At 70.1% G+C, this 16,798-nt stretch carries 12 protein-coding genes; 5 read left to right on the top strand and 7 right to left on the bottom strand.

Annotation, left to right across the window (positions count from 1 at the left end; all coding sequences use genetic code 11):
• Positions 1 to 159 precede the first annotated feature (159 nt).
• Positions 160 to 1,899, top strand: coding sequence for a hypothetical protein (locus tag CSW64_RS07145; protein WP_150131356.1), 1,740 nt, complete (start codon positions 160 to 162; stop codon positions 1,897 to 1,899).
• A 10-nt stretch (positions 1,900 to 1,909) separates the two neighbouring features.
• On the opposite strand, the gene CSW64_RS07140 is transcribed toward CSW64_RS07145, so the two are convergent.
• The gene (locus CSW64_RS07140; RefSeq protein ID WP_099621461.1) at positions 1,910 to 2,362 is read right to left on the bottom strand and encodes a hypothetical protein; all 453 of its coding nucleotides are present in this window, start codon (positions 2,360 to 2,362) and stop codon (positions 1,910 to 1,912) included.
• Positions 2,363 to 2,580: 218 nt separating this feature from the next.
• Between CSW64_RS07140 and ybaL the strand changes: the two genes are divergently transcribed.
• Positions 2,581 to 4,530, top strand: a complete 1,950-nt coding sequence (gene ybaL, locus CSW64_RS07135; protein WP_099621460.1) for a YbaL family putative K(+) efflux transporter — start codon at positions 2,581 to 2,583, stop codon at positions 4,528 to 4,530.
• 118 nt (positions 4,531 to 4,648) lie between these two features.
• Here the strand turns inward: ybaL and CSW64_RS07130 are convergent, their stop codons facing one another.
• Positions 4,649 to 4,945, bottom strand: a complete 297-nt coding sequence (locus tag CSW64_RS07130) for a hypothetical protein (protein ID WP_099621459.1) — start codon at positions 4,943 to 4,945, stop codon at positions 4,649 to 4,651.
• 127 nt (positions 4,946 to 5,072) lie between these two features.
• Positions 5,073 to 5,768, bottom strand: coding sequence for a J domain-containing protein (locus CSW64_RS07125; RefSeq protein ID WP_099621458.1), 696 nt, complete (start codon positions 5,766 to 5,768; stop codon positions 5,073 to 5,075).
• A 64-nt stretch (positions 5,769 to 5,832) separates the two neighbouring features.
• Between CSW64_RS07125 and CSW64_RS07120 the strand changes: the two genes are divergently transcribed.
• Both CSW64_RS07120 and CSW64_RS07115 read left to right on the top strand, forming a co-directional pair.
• Entirely contained in the window at positions 5,833 to 9,414 is a 3,582-nt protein-coding gene (locus tag CSW64_RS07120) for a hydantoinase B/oxoprolinase family protein (protein ID WP_099621457.1), read from the top strand.
• 18 nt (positions 9,415 to 9,432) lie between these two features.
• Positions 9,433 to 10,161 (top strand): hypothetical protein, encoded by a 729-nt coding sequence (locus CSW64_RS07115; RefSeq protein ID WP_099621456.1) that lies wholly within the window; start codon positions 9,433 to 9,435, stop codon positions 10,159 to 10,161.
• Between the two features lie 3 nt (positions 10,162 to 10,164).
• Here the strand turns inward: CSW64_RS07115 and CSW64_RS07110 are convergent, their stop codons facing one another.
• Positions 10,165 to 10,989 carry a LytTR family DNA-binding domain-containing protein gene (locus CSW64_RS07110; protein ID WP_099621455.1) on the bottom strand — a complete coding sequence of 275 codons (825 nt, stop codon included), beginning with the start codon at positions 10,987 to 10,989 and terminating at the stop codon, positions 10,165 to 10,167.
• A gap of 120 nt (positions 10,990 to 11,109) precedes the next feature.
• Between CSW64_RS07110 and CSW64_RS07105 the strand changes: the two genes are divergently transcribed.
• Positions 11,110 to 13,143, top strand: coding sequence for an amidohydrolase family protein (locus CSW64_RS07105; RefSeq protein ID WP_150131355.1), 2,034 nt, complete (start codon positions 11,110 to 11,112; stop codon positions 13,141 to 13,143).
• A 76-nt stretch (positions 13,144 to 13,219) separates the two neighbouring features.
• Here CSW64_RS07105 and CSW64_RS07100 read toward each other — a convergent pair whose 3' ends face one another.
• From CSW64_RS07100 to CSW64_RS07090, 3 genes are all read right to left on the bottom strand, one after another.
• The gene (locus CSW64_RS07100; RefSeq protein ID WP_150131354.1) at positions 13,220 to 13,558 is read right to left on the bottom strand and encodes a hypothetical protein; all 339 of its coding nucleotides are present in this window, start codon (positions 13,556 to 13,558) and stop codon (positions 13,220 to 13,222) included.
• Between the two features lie 41 nt (positions 13,559 to 13,599).
• Positions 13,600 to 16,272, bottom strand: coding sequence for a methionine synthase (gene metH, locus CSW64_RS07095; RefSeq protein WP_099621452.1), 2,673 nt, complete (start codon positions 16,270 to 16,272; stop codon positions 13,600 to 13,602).
• Between the two features lie 103 nt (positions 16,273 to 16,375).
• Positions 16,376 to 16,747, bottom strand: a complete 372-nt coding sequence (locus CSW64_RS07090) for a hypothetical protein (RefSeq protein ID WP_099621451.1) — start codon at positions 16,745 to 16,747, stop codon at positions 16,376 to 16,378.
• Positions 16,748 to 16,798 lie beyond the last annotated feature (51 nt).

Raw genomic sequence — 16,798 nt, 5'->3', positions numbered from 1 at the left:
TAGTTTTACACTGTCAGCCACGTTCGCCCGGAAAACGCCGCCGGTCCAGACCGCTCGCGGCCCCTCGACGAACCCGAAATTCGCGCTAAGGTAGAGTCGTTGGCTCCGTCGGGCGGAGGTAGCGTTCGACGGGGCGTTCGCGGCTGGGGAGCCCCATCGATGGAACGACCGAAATTCGACTGGCGCAGGCCAGGGTGGAAGACCGTGGCCGCCGCCGGCGCGATCGTCGCGGCGATCGGCGCGGTGGCGCTGCCGGCGGCCTTGGCCCGACAGACCCAGACCCTGCCGGCCTATCTGCAGTCCTTCCCGGACTTCAACCCGGCCATCACCGCGCAGATGCCCGGCGACGTCGACCCGGGCCTGAAGGCCAAGCTGGAACAGGCCCAACAGTTCCCGCGGGTCCAGCGTGAGTTCGACCTCTACTCCTGGCAGATGTTCCTGGCCCTGAACTGGCCGACCAACGACGCCGGCCAGGCCGCCAAGACGTTCACCGACACCAGCTTCGGCTCGCCCCACTGGACGCTGTGGCAGAGTTCGCCGGAGATCTTCCAGACCGACGGCGCCACGCCCTCGGCCTGCGGCCAGGGCGCGACGCGGAAACTGGCGACGACCCGCACGGCGCTGGCCAAGCCGATCAGCAAGGGGCTGCCGGCCTTCAGCGCCGCCGCGGTGAAGACCGACCATCGCAAGACCCGGTTCCTGGGCGTGATCTCGGCGGTCGGCGAGCTGAACGCCTCCACACAGCTCAGCGAAATCGGCCAGGCGTTCACCGGGCCGCTGATCGACCAGAACGGCGAGTTCGTCTTCTACGAGATCCTGATCGATCCCAACGAGGTCAACTACATCTGCGCCAACAGCCTCTACAACATCAACGGCCAGGTGGCGTTCAGCCAGAACGGGACCCAGAGCGTCTCGATGCCCTGGGGCGACGCCTCGCAGGACTGGAGCGGCGTCTTCGAGCTGAAGCTGGCCTGGCGCATCATGACGAAGAAGGACGACCTCAGCCGCTACTACACCATGCCGGCGGTGGTCATGGACCAGACTCCGAAGGGGCCGAAGGAGCGCTCGGTCACGGTCGGACTGGTGGGCATGCACATCGCCCACAAGACGACGTCGTCGCCGCAATGGATCTGGTCGACTTTCGAGCATGTCGACAACCTGGATGTCGACGACGTCGCCAATCCGAACCTGAAGCCGTCGTTCTATGATCCGAACTGCCAGATCTGCACGGTCAACCAGCTGCCGCAGCAGGACAGCAACGGCATCTATCCACGGATCCCGGTGCAGGCCTGGCGGGCCGCCCCGATCCCGTCCGACAAGCAGGCGCTGAACGCCCAGGCCCGCGCGGCGCTGGCCAGCCTGGGTTCGGTGTTCCAGTACTACCAGCTGATCGACACCCAGTGGCCGACCTCGCCCGGCACGCCGCCGACGCCCTACACCACCGGCCTGCCGGGCTCGGTGGCCAACAAGCCGGGCGGGCAGCCGACGCCGACCTTCCTGACCAACATCACCATGGAGACCTACTTCCAGGGCGGCGCCGAGGAAGCCTGCAACGCCCAGGAAGGCGTCCCCAACAGCGTCAACTGCCTGAACCCGCCGAGCACGCCGAACCCGGCCGCCTCGCCGCAGATCTGGACCTCGCCGATGAACAACAGCGGCACGGCCGGTCTTCCGGGACTGCATACGCAGATCTTCGGCACCGAAAGCTGCATGGGCTGCCATTCGTCGGCCGGGATCTACTCCAGCTACACCCCGGCGACGCCGACCGCGCCGGCGTCCAGCACCAAGTCGGGCCAGCTGACCGGGGACTTCTCCTGGCTCTTCAGCCAGAAGGCGGCCTGGTACGCGGGAACGACGCCGAAGGCGGCCACGCCCGCCAAGCCCAAGAAGAAGGGCTAAGCCTCCCCGGTCAGCGCCCGGCGCAGGTCTTCAGGACCGGCGCCAAGGCCCTGGCCGCGCCCTTGCCGGGGACGGTCCATTCGTCCCCGGCCGACCCGACGGTCAGGTCGCCGCCCGCCATCAGGGTGGCGACCGCGTCGTCCGAGGCCTCGACCTCGACCGAGAAGTTGGTCCCGTCGCCCAGTTCCACGACCAAGCCGTCGAGCGTGCGGCGTCCGCCGCGGCCCTGCAGGATCACCTTCACCGGCTTGCCGGCCTCCGCGGCGGTGGGGCCCATGATCGAGATCATGCCGCTGGGCTCGCAGTCCAGGCGCAGGGCCCGGTCGTCGCTGTCCGGCACGCCGTACTGGGCGCTCTCGTTCTCGTGGGCGACGTGCCACCGATAGGGACTGTCGTGATCATGGCCCTGCGCCCAGGCGGGACCGGCGACGGCGGCGATCAACAGCAAGACATGCGGCTTCATCCAGACCTCCCAGGGGGCGACGCCAGCATCGCCACGGCTCCCATGATCGGCTCACAATGCCGGAACGATCAGCGACGGTCTCTCGGACCATCTCCATTACGCCAGGACAGGCAGAGACTGCGCTCTGACAATATTGTCAGATAACCGGACCATATTGAACCGGGACGAACGTCGCCGCTCCCCTATATGTGACTTCGTCCCCTGCTATTCGGAGTCCCATGCCCCATCACACGCCGCTGATCGCCACAATTGTCGCGGGCCTGGTCATCGCCTTCATCTTCGGAGCGGTGGCCCAGAGGCTCAAGTTCTCGCCCCTGGTCGGCTATCTGCTGGCGGGGGTCATGGTCGGGCCGTTCACGCCCGGCTTCGTGGCGGATCAGAACCTGGCCGGCGAGCTGGCCGAGATCGGCGTGATCCTGCTGATGTTCGGGGTGGGACTGCACTTCTCGCTGAAGGACCTTCTGGCGGTCCGCAGCATCGCCATCCCCGGCGCGATCGGCCAGATGGCGGTGGCGACCCTGCTCGGCATGGCGATGTCGCATGTCATGGGCTGGCCGATCATGGCCGGCCTGGTGTTCGGCCTGGCGCTGTCGGTCGCCTCGACCGTGGTGCTGCTGCGGGCGTTGCAGGAACGACGGCTGGTCCAGACCGACAAGGGCCGTATCGCCGTCGGCTGGCTGATCGTCGAGGACCTGGCCATGGTCATGGCGCTGGTGCTGCTGCCGGCGCTGGCGGGGGTGATCACCGGCGAGAGCGGGGCCAGCGGCGCCGGCGCCTGGCTCAAGCCGCTTGGCGTCACCCTGGCCAAGGTCGCCGCCTTCGTCGCCTTCATGCTGATCGTCGGTCGCCGGGTGGTGCCCTGGATCCTGCATTGGGTGGTCCATACGGGCTCGCGCGAGCTGTTCCGCCTCGCCGTCCTGGCCATCGCCCTGGGCTTCGCCTTCGGCGCGGCCCTGCTGTTCGACGTCTCCTTCGCCCTGGGCGCCTTCTTCGCGGGCATGATCCTGGCCGAGAGCGAGCTGTCGCAGCGCGCCGCCGAGGAGACCCTGCCCCTGCGCGACGCCTTCGCGGTGCTGTTCTTCGTCTCGGTCGGGATGCTGTTCGACTACCGCACCCTGCTGGAGAGCCCGCTGCAGGTGCTGGGCGTGGTGGCGATCATCGTGGTCGGCAAGTCGCTGGCGGCCTACGCCATCGTCAGAGCCTTCGGACGCAACCACCAGACGGCCATCGTCATCTCCGCCAGCCTGGCGCAGATCGGCGAGTTCTCGTTCATCCTCGCCGGGCTGGGCGTGGGCCTGAAGCTGCTGCCGGACGAGGGCCGCGACCTGATCCTGGCCGGCGCGATCATGTCGATCATGATCAATCCGTTCCTGTTCAACCTGCTGCTGCGCAAACCGGACCCGGCCAAGGCGGCGGTCGAGGTCGAGCCGGCGACGGACCTGGTCCCCACCGCCCAGGCCGGCCACACCGTGCTCGTCGGCCTGGGTCGCGTCGGCCGAGCCGTGGCCGAGGGCCTGACCGCGGACGGCCAGCCGTTCGTGGTGGTCGAGGACCGCCCCGAGACGGTCGCCGCCGGCCGGGCCAAGGGCTATGAGGTCATCGACGGCGGAGGCATGGACGAGCGCGTTCTGGCCGCCGCCGGCGTCGAGCGGGCCCGCCGTCTGCTGATCGCCATCCCCGACTGCTTCGAAGCCGGCGAGATCATCGAGCGCAGCCGCAAGGTCAACCGCGGCCTGGAGGTCATCGCCCGCGCCCATTCCGACGGCGAGGTCGAGCACCTGGCGACGGTCGGGGCCGACGAGACGGTCATGGGCGAACGCGAGATCGCCCGCCGGATGCTGGAACGGGCCGAGGCGGTGACGCCGCCGCGCCAAGCTCCGCCGCCCCGTCCAACCGGCCTGGCCGAACCGCTGTCGTCCGGCGTCCGGCCGATCCTCGACGACGCCGAGGCCGCCCTGCTGGCCGGCATGGGCCGTCGCGGCCTGCTGCCCGGCGAGGCCATCTCGCGCCGGCAGCTGCACGCCGACCCCGAAATCGAGCTGTTCGAGGATCGACGGCTGGAAGAGGCCGCCCGGACCCTGGCCGAGAAAGGCCTGGTCAACGACCTGGGCGAGGGCCGCCTCGCCCTGACCGTCGCCGGCCTGCCCTGGGCCAAGCCGGCGGGGTAGCCTCTTCCTCCCGAGCATCCCCGCGAAGGCGGGCACATACGGTGTTTGTCCCCATCCACGAAAAAGGCGCGCGGTTCGCACCGCGCGCCTTCGAATGTCGTCGGATTGAGCCGGGCGGCTAGCGCCGTTCGTTCCAGCCGTAGGCCACCCAGGAGTGGCCGCCCACCTTATGGGCCTCGATCAGGTCGGGATCGGCGTTGGTGCGGGCGCGGGCCGTGCGGCGAGCGCGCATCGCCAGGCCGGCGAGGCCGAGCAGCACGCTGGACATGATGGCGATCACCACCACCGTCGCCGCCGCGAACACGGCCAGCACCGCGCCGATGACGAGGGCCGCGCAGGTGGCCAGCGCGCCGGCCACCCAGGCCAGTCCCTTGAACGCCGAAGAGCCGCCCCGCCCAGTCGTCAGATTGTCCATGTCGTCCTCTGCAGGGCCGCCCCAGAGGCGGCCTTTCGGGTAATATCTTGTGCGAAACGCCTGAACGTCAACTGAACACCCTCGTGAAGTAGAGGTTTCGTCCGGTTCGCCCGACGAGTTTGCCCAATCAGGCGGCGCCCTCCAGCGACAGTTCACGGCGTTCGCGCATGACCGCGTCAAAGGCGGCGTTGATCGCCGCCGTCTTGGTCTCGGCGACCTCGATGAACTCGCTCGGCAGGCCGCGGCCACGGGCGCGGTCCGGGTGAGCCGCCGACACCTGGGCCCGCCAGGCCGAGCGGACCTCCGCATCCGGCGCATCGGCGGGGATGCCCAGGATCACGTAGGGATCCTCGGGCCCGGCCCCCAGGTGCGTGGCCTTCAGTCGGCGGAAGGTCAGCGGCGAGAAGCCGAACAGCTCCGACACCCGCTCCAGGTAGTCCAGCTCGTCCTGGCTCACGACCCCATCGGCGACGGCGATATGGAACAGACCGTCCAACACGTCCTCGAGCAGCTGCGGGCAGGTTCGGTAGCGCTTGGCCAGCCGCCGGGCGTAGCTCTCGAACCCGTGCGTGGTCTGGCGCGCCAGGTCGTACAGCCGGTGGATGTTGCGTTCGGAGGCCGCGTCCGGCTGGAACACCGTGGCGAAGACCTCGAACTCGCCATGCGTGGCGTCGCCGTCGGCGCGCGACAGCTTCGCCCCCAGCGCGGTGACCGCCGTGGTGAAGGCCGGATCCTCGCCAGGGAGGCCGCCGGGGCATTCGGCGCACTCGGCGTCGTCAACCCGCCGTGCGGCGAGGCTTGCAATGTTTCGCCAGAAGCTCATGGGATTAGGAGAAGTCTAGGATTCTGGCGGACGCATGGCAATCGGAACTGACGCAGCGGCAGAAATGAGCGGCTGGACCTTCTGGATCGACCGCGGGGGCACCTTCACCGACGTGATCGGCCGAACGCCGGACGGGGCGGAGCGGACGATGAAGCTGCTGTCGGCCTCGCCGTCCTACGAGGACGCCGCCGTCGAAGCCATGCGCCGCCTGCTGGGCGCCAGGCCGGGCGAGCGCTTCCCCGCCGACCAGGTCGCGGCGATCAAGATGGGCACCACGGTCGCCACCAATGCTCTGCTCGAACGCAAGGGCGCCCGCACCCTGCTGATCGTGCCGGAAGGCTTCGCCGACGCCATCGTCATCGGCGACCAGTCGCGGCCCGACCTGTTCGCGCTCGACATCGTCCGACCGGACCCCCTGTACGCCGGCGTGGTCGAGGCCCGGGAACGTCGTGCGGCCGACGGCTCGGTCGTCACGCCGCTGGACCGCGACCATCTCGCCGCCGAGCTGACCAAGGCGCGCGCCGCCGGCTTCGACACCGCGGCCATCGCCTTCCTGCACAGCGACCTGGACCCGGCGCACGAAATCGCCGCCGGCGAGATCGCCAAGGCGGCCGGGTTCGACTACGTCGCGCTCAGCCACGAGGTCAGCCCCCTGCCCCGCTTCGTCCCCCGGGCGGAAACGGCGGTGGCCGACGCCTACCTGACCCCGATCCTGCGCGCCTATGTCGAGCGGGTGGCCACGGCGGTGGAAGGCGCGCCGCTGTGGTTCATGACCTCGGCCGGCCAGCTGGTGCGGGCCGATGCCTTCCGCGGCAAGGACGCCGTGGTCTCCGGCCCGGCCGGCGGCGTGGTCGGGGTGGCCCGCACCGCCCAGAGCGCCGGATCGGCCGCCGTGCTCGGCTTCGACATGGGCGGCACTTCCACCGATGTCTGCCGTTTCGCCGGGGCGCTGGAACGGCGCGAGACCGCCAAGGTCGCCGGCGCCCGGCTGCGCAGCCCGATGCTGGACGTCGAGACCGTGGCCGCCGGCGGCGGCTCGATCCTGACCTACGACGGCTTCCGCGCCCGCGCCGGCCCCGAGAGCGCCGGCGCCAATCCGGGCCCGGCCTGCTACGGCCGCGGCGGACCGGCGACGGTGACCGACGCCAACCTGGTGCTCGGTCGCCTCGATCCGGCCTGGTTCCCGTCGGTGTTCGGCCCCAAGGGCGACGCGCCGCTCGATCCGGCCGCCGCCCGCGAGCGACTGGCCGAACTCGCGCAAGCCATGGGCGCCGAGAGCGTCGAGGCGGCTGCGGAAGGCTTCGTGGCCGTCGCCGTCGAACAGATGGCCCAGGCCGTGCGCCGCATCTCCACCGAGCGTGGCTTCGATCCGCGCGACCATGCCCTGGTCAGCTTCGGCGGCGCCGCCGGCCAGGTCTGCTGCCAGGTCGCCGACGCCCTGGGCGTGACCGAGGTGCTGAGCCCCAAGCACGCCTCGCTGCTGTCGGCCTGGGGCATCGGCCAGGCCCAGGTCGGCAGCCTGCGGCAGGCGGGGCTGGAGCTGCCGCTGGGCGCCGAGGGACTCGCGGCCGCGACGGCGCTGGCCGATCGGCTAGCCGGCGAGGCGAGCGAGGCGCTGACCTCGCAGGGCGCCGGCGCCGGAACGGTCGAACGCCGCCTGCTGCTGCGCTATGACGGCGCCGACGCCGCCCTGCCCACGCCGCTGGCCGACCTCGCCTCGGCCAGGGCCGCCTTCGAGGCCGCCCATCAGCGTCTGTTCGGCTTCATCGAGCCCGATCGGACCATCCTGATCGCCAGCGTCGAGGCGGAGGCTTCGGCCATCTCAACCGTTCATCCCGGCGAAGGCCGGGACCCTGTCGCGAGCGCCGAACTCCAGCCAGGCCTCCACCAGCGAAGGCCCGATCTGGATTCGGGCCTTCGCCCGGACGGCCGGATCTTGGTGCAGGCTTCCGACCTCACCACCCTCGACGGGCCCGCCCTGATCATCCGCAGCGACACTCAGATCGCCGTGGCCGAGGGCTGGCGGGCCTCCGCCGAGGCCGAAGGGCTGATCCGGCTCACCCGCGTCACGCCGCTGACCGCCGCCCGCATCGCCGCCGACAAGCCCGATCCGGTCACTCTGGAGCTGTTCAACCGCCGCTTCATGGGCGTGGCCGAGGCCATGGGCGCGGCGCTGGAGCGGACCGCCCACTCGGTGAACATCAAGGAGCGGCTCGACTTCTCGTGCGCCCTGTTCGACGCCGACGGCGGCCTGGTCGCCAACGCCCCGCACATGCCGGTCCACCTGGGCAGCATGGGGGCCAGCGTCCGGGCGGTGAAGGCGCGGCATCCGGTGCTGCATCCGGGCGAGGCCTTCGCCCTGAACAATCCCTACTTCGGCGGCACCCATCTGCCCGACATCACCGTGGTCATGCCGATCTTCATGGACGAGGCGGAGCCGCCGGCCTTCTACGTCGCCGCGCGCGGGCACCATGCCGACGTCGGCGGCATCCAGCCCGGCTCGATGCCGCCCTTCTCGAAGACGCTCGACGAGGAAGGCGTGCTGCTGGACGCCGTGCCGATCATGAAGGACCACCGCTTCCTGGAGGCCGACACCCGGGCGGCGCTGGCGACCGGCCGCTGGCCGGCCCGCGCGCCGGACCGCAACCTCGCCGACCTGAAGGCCCAGATCGCCGCCTGTCAGGCCGGCGGCGGCGCCGTGGCGGCGATGATCGACGCCTACGGCGCGCAGACGGTCGCCCGCTACATGACCTTCGTGCAGCAGAACGCCGAGCAGTCGGTCCGCCGCGCGGTCGGCAAGCTGGTCGACGGCGAGGCCCGGACGCCGATGGACGGCGGCGGCGAAGTGGTCGTGAAGGTCACGGTCGACGCCGCGGCGGGCGAGGCCATCCTGGACTTCACCGGCTCGGCCGACCAGCTGGGCAACAACTTCAACGCCCCCTCGGCCATCGTCGACGCGGCGGCGCTGTACGTGTTCCGCAGCCTGGTCGACGACGACATCCCGCTGAACGCCGGCTGCCTGACGCCGCTGAAGATCGTCACCCGGCACGGCTCGATGCTCGATCCGGAGCCCCCGGCGGCGGTGGTGGCCGGCAATGTCGAGACCAGCCAGCACGTCGTCGACGCCCTGTACGCGGCGCTGGGCGTGCTGGCCAACAGCCAGGGCTCGATGAACAACTTCACCTTCGGCGACGACCAGCGGCAGTACTACGAGACCATCTGCGGCGGCGCTGGGGCAAGCCTCAACGCGCCGGGAACCAGCGCCATCCACACCCACATGACCAATTCGCGCCTCACCGACCCGGAAATCCTGGAACGCCGCTTCCCGGTCCGGGTCGAGCGCTTCACGGTCCGCCGGGGCTCCGGAGGCGAGGGCCGGCATCGCGGCGGCGACGGCGCGATCCGCCATGTCCGCTTCCTGGCTCCCATGGAGGCCGCCCTGCTGTCGACGCGCAGAAGCCACAGTCCTCAGGGAATTGGAGGCGGCGCCCCCGCCCTGGAGGGGCGTCAGCGTTTGAGAACGGCGGACGGCGCGGTAAAGGAACTGTCCGGCTGTTTCTCGGTATCGGTGCAGCCGGGCGACGTGATCGAGATCGAAACCCCCGGCGGGGGCGGCTTCGGCCGCAGGATCGACGGCGACGCCTGACGCGACGACAGGACAAGCATGGCCCCCTATCTCTTCGCCCTTCTGCTGCTCGCCCAGGACGCTCCGGCCGAAGCGGCTCCGCCGACGACCGACGACCTGGTGGCCACGGCCGTCCCGCGCAAACAGACCGTCGCGCCCCTGCCGATCCAGGGCGGCCCCGTCTCGGCGCCGACCGACGACTACGGCTATGTCGGCTGGTGCTACGGCGTGCTGGCCGGCTACGTCGACCTGTACGACGTGGCGATGCCCGAGGTGGAGCGGATCGAGCGGGCCTGGCCGACGCCGAGCACCGAGGAGAACATCAAGATCATCTATCCCGGCCAGCGGGCCGAGGCGCGCGAGACCCTGAAGGTTCTCCGGGCCGCGATGGAGGCCGCCGAGAAGGCCAGCCCGACGGCCATCCACGAGGATGGTCAGGCCGCGATCAAGAAGGGCCGCGCGGTCTGGACCGGCGCCACCACCGTGCCCAAGGCCCAGCTGGCGCAGTTCTGGATGAGCTGGTCGCCCCCCGCCAAGTGCGAGGAAACCGCCAAGACCCTGACCGAACGCTCCAACCTGTTCGGTCAGGCCCTGAGCGCCAACGCCCCGCCGGCTGAGAAGCCCGCCGAGCCCACGGAAGCGCCGGTCGATGTCGCCGCCGCGCCGGAGGAGACGGCCATCGACGCCCTGCTTCCGTCCGGCGAGACGCCGCCGGAAGCGGCTCCCGAGGCGCCGAAGGAGCCGGTGCTGCGCGGACCGAAGCGGTAGCTCTCAGCCCTCGCGAAGTCGTCCCAGGACCGCCTGGCCGTTGGACCGGCTGACCGGGGTCTCGACGCCGTCGAGCAGTTTCAGCCGCCAGGCCGAGCCGGCCCGCTCCACGCCCAGCACGGCGTCCAGGCGCACGATCGAAGAGCGGTGCACCTGCATGTAGCGATCGCCGGGCAGCATGGCGGCGATGTCCTTCAGCCGCGCGCGGACGAGGTAGGGCTTTCGCCGGGTCCAGAGCCGGACGTAGTCGTCCTCGGCCGCGAACAGAAAGACCTCGTCCAGCGCGACCCGCACGCGGGCCCGGCCGTCCTGGCACCAGAGCGCCGCTGTCGGCTGGGCGGCCTCAGCAGGCGTCGAGGGGAAGCGGCGCGCGCGTGCGTCGGCCAGCACCGCCAGGCAGATCGCGCACCACATCGGGAACACCCAGCCGGCGCCCTGCAGCCCGATCAGGAAGATATCCCAGCTCAGAGGCCCCCACAGCGGATCGACCCAGTAGAAGACGACCACCCGAAACAGCGTGTGAGCCAACTGGGCCGCCAAGCTGAGCCCCAGCACCACCGTCGCCTGACGCCAGAGCGGCAGCCGTGCGGCGCGGACCAGCAGCGGGATCATGGCCAGGCTCAGCGCGGCGCCCGCGCCGCAGGTCAGGACCCGTCGCAGCGCGCGCTCCACGGGGTAGTCGACCGACGGCGCCGGCCAGCCGACATGCAGCGTGACATACACCCCGACCCAAAGCAGAACCGCGGCCGCAACGAGGTTGCGACCGACCGCGCCGCCTCCCGACGACCTCCACCCCGACTCGAGCGAAGCGTGAGCGGCTTCCGACATAAGCTACCTCCCGCCGCCGCCGCTCGACCGTTCGCCGCAAGGGGCTTGGTCGGCGACGACGGTTACGATCCCATCTCCCGCTGGAACTCTGGCACGCAACGCCGAGGGGGGAAAAGACGTATGGCGCGGTTCACTGGATCCTATCGACAGATCGCCGGCGCGGCCTCGGCCCTGGCGCTGGCCGCTGTCGCGTTCCAGGCCCAGGCCGAGACCCGCTACGACTATGTGGTCCTGACCTCCGGCGCCCCGTCCGGCGACATGACGGTCACGGTCGACGGCTCCAAGCGGACGTCCGCCTACCGCTTCAACGACCGGGGCCGGGGCTCCGAGAGCCGCGCCGAGGTCGTGCTCGGGGCCGACCTGATCCCGGTCCGCATGACGGTCGAGGGCCTGAACTACATGAAGCTTCCGATCTCGGAGCGCTTCACCCGCCAGGGCGGCCAGGCCAGCTGGATCGCCTCGGACGCCAAGGGCGCCACGCGCGGCCCGGGCTACTACATGCCCAACGAGGCGACGTCGGAGGACCTGGCGATGCTCGCCCGGGCCCTGATGCGGGCGCCGGGGCGCGAGTTGCCTCTGCTGCCGGGCGGCCGCGCGAAGCTGGAGCACCTGCTCGACCGCCAGGAGCCCGTCGCCGGCGGCGGAACCCGCAAGATCAGCCTCTACGCCGTCAGCGGCCTGATGTTCTCGCCGTCGCCGGTCTGGCTCGACGAGCAGGGCGAGCTGGTGCTGGAGGGGTCGGCCTGGACCTTCACCGTGCGCAAGGACTTCGTCGACAGGGCCAAGGTGCTGGCCGACGCCCAGGCGGCGGCGCTGGACGCCCGCGACATCGCGCGCGCGCCGCAGCTCGGACGCCGTCCGGGCAAGCCCGTCGCCTTCCGTTCGGTGGCGCTCTTCGACTCAGAGGCCAAGGTCCTGCGCAGGGACATGACCGTGGTGGTCGAGGGCCAGCGCATCGTCTCGGCCGGGCCGGCGGCGACGGTCGCGATCCCCGCCGGGGCCGAGATCGTCGACGGCGCGGGCAAGACCCTGCTGCCCGGCTTCTGGGACATGCACGCCCACCTGCTGTTCAACTACGAGGGGCCGCTGAACCTGGCCGCGGGGGTGACCTCGACGCGCGATCTGGGCAACACCCTCGACGAGTTGGCCCTGCGCAAGAAGCGCTTCGACAGCGGCGAACTGGTCGGCCCGCGCGTCGTGCGCGCCGGCTTCATCGACGGCCCGGGGCCGCTCTCCGGGCCGATCAAAGTGCAGGCCTCGACGCCCGACGAGATCCGCACGATCATCCGCGACTACGCCGCCAAGGGCATGACCCAGATCAAGCTCTATTCGTCGCTCGACCCGAAGCTGGTCCCCGTGGCGGCGGCGGAGGCCCATCGGCTCGGTCTGCGCCTGAGCGGCCACGTCCCGGCGGGCATGACCCTGCGCGACGCGGTCGACGCCGGCTACGACGAGGTCCAGCATCTCAACTTCGTGGCGCTGAACTTCATGCCGCCCGAGATCAACGCCAAGACCAACGGCATCACCCGGATCACGGCCATCGCCGAACACGCCTGGGAGCTCGACCCCGGCGACCAGCGCACCCGCGACTTCATCGCCTATCTGCGCGACCGCGGCGTGGCCGTCGACCCGACCTTCTCGCTCTACGAGAACAGCCTGCTCGGCCGCGTCGGCGAACCGGCCCCGGCCCAGGCCGCAGTGTCCGACCGCCTGCCCGCGGTCCTGCGCCGGATGACCTACGGCGGCGGACTGGCGCGCACGCCCGAGGAGCAGAAGCGCAACGCCCTCTCCTTCCAGCGGATGCAGCAGCTGCTCGCCGCCCTGCATCGCGGCGGCGTGGCCCTGGTGCCGGGCACCGACCAGATGGCCGGCTTCACCTACCAGCGCGAGTTGGAACTCTACGCCGAGGCCGGCATCCCCACGGTCGACGTCCTGCACATGGCGACGTTCGGTTCGGCCAAGGTCGCGGGGCTCGACGCCACGCTCGGCTCGATCCGGCCCGGCAAGCTGGCCGACATGGTCCTGGTCGACGGCGATCCGACCGTGCGGATGAGCGATGTCCGCAAGGTCGCGCTGGTCATCAAGGATGGCGTCCTGTTCACGCCTGCCCCGCTCCTGGCGGAGGTCGGCGTCCAAGCTCCGGCGGCGCGCTAGGCGCCTTCCGGGACGGGGGCGGATGCGTGGAGCGGGTCCCCTCTGACCGCCACGCGCCCGTCCCCGTCGAAGTGTCCTAGTCGGTGGCGATCCAGTACTGGGTGACGCGGTCGCCGCCGTCGAACTGGATGACCAGCCACTCGAAGTCGACCGGCATGTAGCTGCGCTCCAGACCCAGCCTGTAGGCCAGGGCGCCGGGGAATCGGTCGGTCGGAGTGGCCGCGCCGAGCAGCTTCTGCACGGCGGCGCGGGTCATGTTCTTCAGACGGCCGCGCTTGATCAGATCGTCGGCCATCACCAGCCGGTCATCGTCCTCGGGCGCCACCTCGAGCCAGCCGCGCTTGCGGAAACGCCCGGGCCGCTGCGAATCGAGGACCAGGGCCCCCACCGCCAGGCCGGCCGCCAGGCCCGCCACGCCAACGATCAAAAGGTCTTTGGAACGATCTCTGTCAGCCACTACGCCGCTGCTCCTCTCGCTTCTCCATTCGGATCATACGCCAAAATGGGAGCGAGCCAGCGTTCCGCCAGGGAGATTTCCCAGCCTTTCCGCCGAGCGTAGTCCGCGACCTGGTCGCGATCGATGCGTCCGACGCCGAAATAGTGGCTGTCGGGATGGCTGAAATAGAGCCCGCTGACCGAGGCCGGCGGGTTCATCGCGAAGCTCTCGGTCAGCTCCATGCCGGTCTGGGCCGTGGCGTCCAGAAGCTTGAAGAGCGTCGCCTTTTCGGTGTGATCCGGCTGGGCCGGATAGCCCGGCGCCGGGCGGATGCCGCGGTACTTCTCGCCGATCAGCCGATCGATGTCGAAGCCCTCCTCCGAGGCGTAGCCCCAGAGCTCGGTCCGCACCCGATGGTGCAACGCCTCGGCGAAAGCCTCGGCGAGGCGGTCAGCCAGGGCCGTCGACAGGATGGCGGAGTAGTCGTCCCCCGCGTCCTTGAACCGTTTGGCGACTTCCAGCTCGCCGTGGCCGGCCGTCACCGCGAAGCCGCCGATCCAGTCGGCCGGCCCGCCGACGGGGGCGATGAAGTCCGACAGCGCCAGGTTGGCCTTGTCGCCGCTCTTGGCCATCTGCTGGCGCAGGGTGTGCAGGCGGGTCAGTTCGGTCGTACGGGTCTCGTCGGTGTAGAGCACCACGTCGTCGCCGTCGGCCTGGGCCGGCCAGAAGCCGACGACGCCGCGGGCCTCGAACCACTTCTCGTCGATGATCTGCTTCAGCATCGCCTGGGCGTCGCGCCACAGGTCGCTGGCCGCCTCGCCGACGACGTCGTCCTCGAGGATCTGCGGATAGCGGCCGACCAGCTCCCAGCTGGCGAAGAACGGCGTCCAGTCGATGTACTTCGCCAGCTCTTCCAGATCGTAGGGGCCGAAGCTGCGGATGCCGGTGAAGCTGGGCCTGGGCGGCGGAGCGCCGGCCCAGTCGATCTTGAAGCCGTTGGCGCGGGCCTCGGCGATCGGCGTGCGGTTCTTCTGGTCCTGGCCGCGGGCGAACTGTTCGCGCACGCGGACGTAGTCCTCGCGCGTCTGGGCCTCGAACTTCTCCTTCTCCTCGGGCGACAGCAGCGAGGAGACCACGCCGACGGCGCGGCTGGCGTCGAGGACGTAGGTGGTCGAGCCGCGACGATAGGACGGCGCGATCTTCACCGCCGTGTGCGTCTTGCTGGTCGTCGCTCCTCCGATCAGCAGCGGGATGTCGAAGCCCTGGCGCTCCATCTCCGACGCCAGGAAGACCATCTCGTCCAGCGACGGCGTGATCAGGCCGGACAGGCCGATGACGTCGACGTTGTGTTCCTTCGCCTCGGCCAGGATCCGGTCGGCCGGGACCATCACGCCCAGGTCGATGACCTCGTAGTTGTTACACTGCAGGACCACGCCGACGATGTTCTTGCCGATGTCGTGGACGTCGCCCTTCACCGTGGCCATCAGGATCTTGCCGGCGGCCTTGCGCTCCTGGCCTTCCTTCTCGGCCTCCATGAACGGCATCAGCCAGGCCACGGCCTGCTTCATCACCCGGGCCGACTTCACCACCTGAGGCAGGAACATCTTGCCCGCGCCGAACAGGTCGCCGACGACGTTCATGCCGTCCATCAGCGGGCCTTCGATGACGTGCAGCGGCCGCTCGGCGGCCAGGCGCGCCTCCTCGGTGTCGGCGTCGATGAACTCGGTGATGCCGTGGACCAGGGCGTGGGTCAGGCGCTCGCTCACCGAGCCCTTGCGCCACTCCAGATCGACGACCTTCGCCTTGGCCCCGTCGCCCTTGTAGTTCGGGGCCATATCGACCAGCCGTTCGGTCTGGCTGCCGCCGGCCTTGGGCGTGCGGTTGAGGATGACGTCCTCGACCGCCTCGCGCAGCTCCGCGTCGATGTCGTCGTAGACCGGCAGGTCGCCGGCGTTGACGATGCCCATGTCCATGCCGGCGTTGATGGCGTGGTACAGGAACACCGAGTGGATCGCCCGCCGCACCGGCTCGTTGCCGCGGAAGCTGAACGACACGTTCGACACCCCGCCCGACACGCGGGCGTACGGCAGCAGCTGCTTGATCCGGCGCGTGCCCTCGATGAAGTCGACGGCGTAGTTGTCGTGCTCCTCGATCCCCGTCGCCACGGCGAAGATGTTGGGGTCGAAGATGATGTCCTCGGGCGGGAAGCCGACCTTGTCGACCAGCACGCGATAGGCCCGTTCGCAGATCTCGACCTTGCGGTCGGCGGTGTCGGCCTGGCCGATCTCGTCGAAGGCCATGACCACCACCGCCGCGCCGTAGCGCAGGCAGAGTCTGGCCTGTTCGATGAACTTGTCCTCGCCCTCCTTCATGGAGATCGAGTTCACGATCGCCTTGCCCTGGACGCACTTCAGCCCGGCCTCGATCACCTCCCACTTGGAGCTGTCGATCATGATCGGCACCCGGGCGATGTCCGGCTCGGCGGCGAGCAGGTTCAGGAAGGTGACCATGGCCCGCTCGGAGTCGAGCAGGCCCTCGTCCATGTTGATGTCGATGACCTGGGCGCCGGCCTCGACCTGCTGGCGCGCGACCGACAGGGCGGCGGCGTAGTCGCCCTCGACGATCAGCTTCCGGAACTTGGCCGAACCCGTGACGTTGGTGCGCTCACCGATGTTGACGAAGACGGGTCTCATTAGAACTCCGAACACCCCCGCGAAAGCGGGGGCCCAAGCGGCGCTTCGGCCGCGTTTAATTCAGCTTGGATCCCCGCCTTCGCGGGGATGGGCGGATGGAAAATCAAGGCGCGACCTCCGCGGGCGCCTCGCGGCCGGCCAGCACGAGGCGGCGGCTGAGGATAGCCTGGGGCGCGCCGGCGGCGACCAGCGCGGTCCAGACCTTGGGGGTCTTCTGGCGGTGTTCGGCGAGGGTGGCGACCAGCCGGGCCAACAGCTTCATGTCGGCCGTCGCCGCGGCCTTCACCACCAGCTCGCCGGACAGGTTGGTGACGGCGACCGGTTCGGACGCGCCGATGTCGACCCGCCCGCAGGTCTGCAGGAAGGCCGCGCCCAGGGCGTTCAGCGCCGCCTCGCTGACCGCCTTGCGGTTCAGTCGGCTGCGCACGTCGCGCACCTGTTCGGTCTCGACGGCGGAGAGCTTGAGATCAGCCATGACAGGCCCGTGCTGATGGCGCACAGCTGATCATGATCACGAAACTCTGGC

Source organism: Caulobacter mirabilis (genome assembly GCF_002749615.1).
Lineage (GTDB): Bacteria > Pseudomonadota > Alphaproteobacteria > Caulobacterales > Caulobacteraceae > Caulobacter > Caulobacter mirabilis.
The sequence above is the reverse complement of the archived record's forward strand: the minus strand, read 5'-3'. Positions and strand labels throughout refer to the sequence as shown.

Excerpts from the sequence above, each read along its gene's own strand:
- CSW64_RS07140 (WP_099621461.1), bottom strand. The coding sequence starts at position 2,362 with ATGAAGCCGCATGTCTTGCTGTTGATCGCCGCCGTCGCCGGTCCCGCC.
- CSW64_RS07130 (WP_099621459.1), bottom strand. The coding sequence starts at position 4,945 with ATGGACAATCTGACGACTGGGCGGGGCGGCTCTTCGGCGTTCAAGGGA.
- CSW64_RS07090 (WP_099621451.1), bottom strand. The coding sequence starts at position 16,747 with ATGGCTGATCTCAAGCTCTCCGCCGTCGAGACCGAACAGGTGCGCGAC.
- CSW64_RS07105 (WP_150131355.1), top strand. The coding sequence starts at position 11,110 with ATGGCGCGGTTCACTGGATCCTATCGACAGATCGCCGGCGCGGCCTCG.
- CSW64_RS07120 (WP_099621457.1), top strand. The coding sequence starts at position 5,833 with ATGAGCGGCTGGACCTTCTGGATCGACCGCGGGGGCACCTTCACCGAC.
- CSW64_RS07110 (WP_099621455.1), bottom strand. The coding sequence starts at position 10,989 with ATGTCGGAAGCCGCTCACGCTTCGCTCGAGTCGGGGTGGAGGTCGTCG.
- metH (WP_099621452.1), bottom strand. The coding sequence starts at position 16,272 with ATGAGACCCGTCTTCGTCAACATCGGTGAGCGCACCAACGTCACGGGT.
- CSW64_RS07115 (WP_099621456.1), top strand. The coding sequence starts at position 9,433 with ATGGCCCCCTATCTCTTCGCCCTTCTGCTGCTCGCCCAGGACGCTCCG.
- ybaL (WP_099621460.1), top strand. The coding sequence starts at position 2,581 with ATGCCCCATCACACGCCGCTGATCGCCACAATTGTCGCGGGCCTGGTC.
- CSW64_RS07145 (WP_150131356.1), top strand. The coding sequence starts at position 160 with ATGGAACGACCGAAATTCGACTGGCGCAGGCCAGGGTGGAAGACCGTG.
- CSW64_RS07125 (WP_099621458.1), bottom strand. The coding sequence starts at position 5,768 with ATGAGCTTCTGGCGAAACATTGCAAGCCTCGCCGCACGGCGGGTTGAC.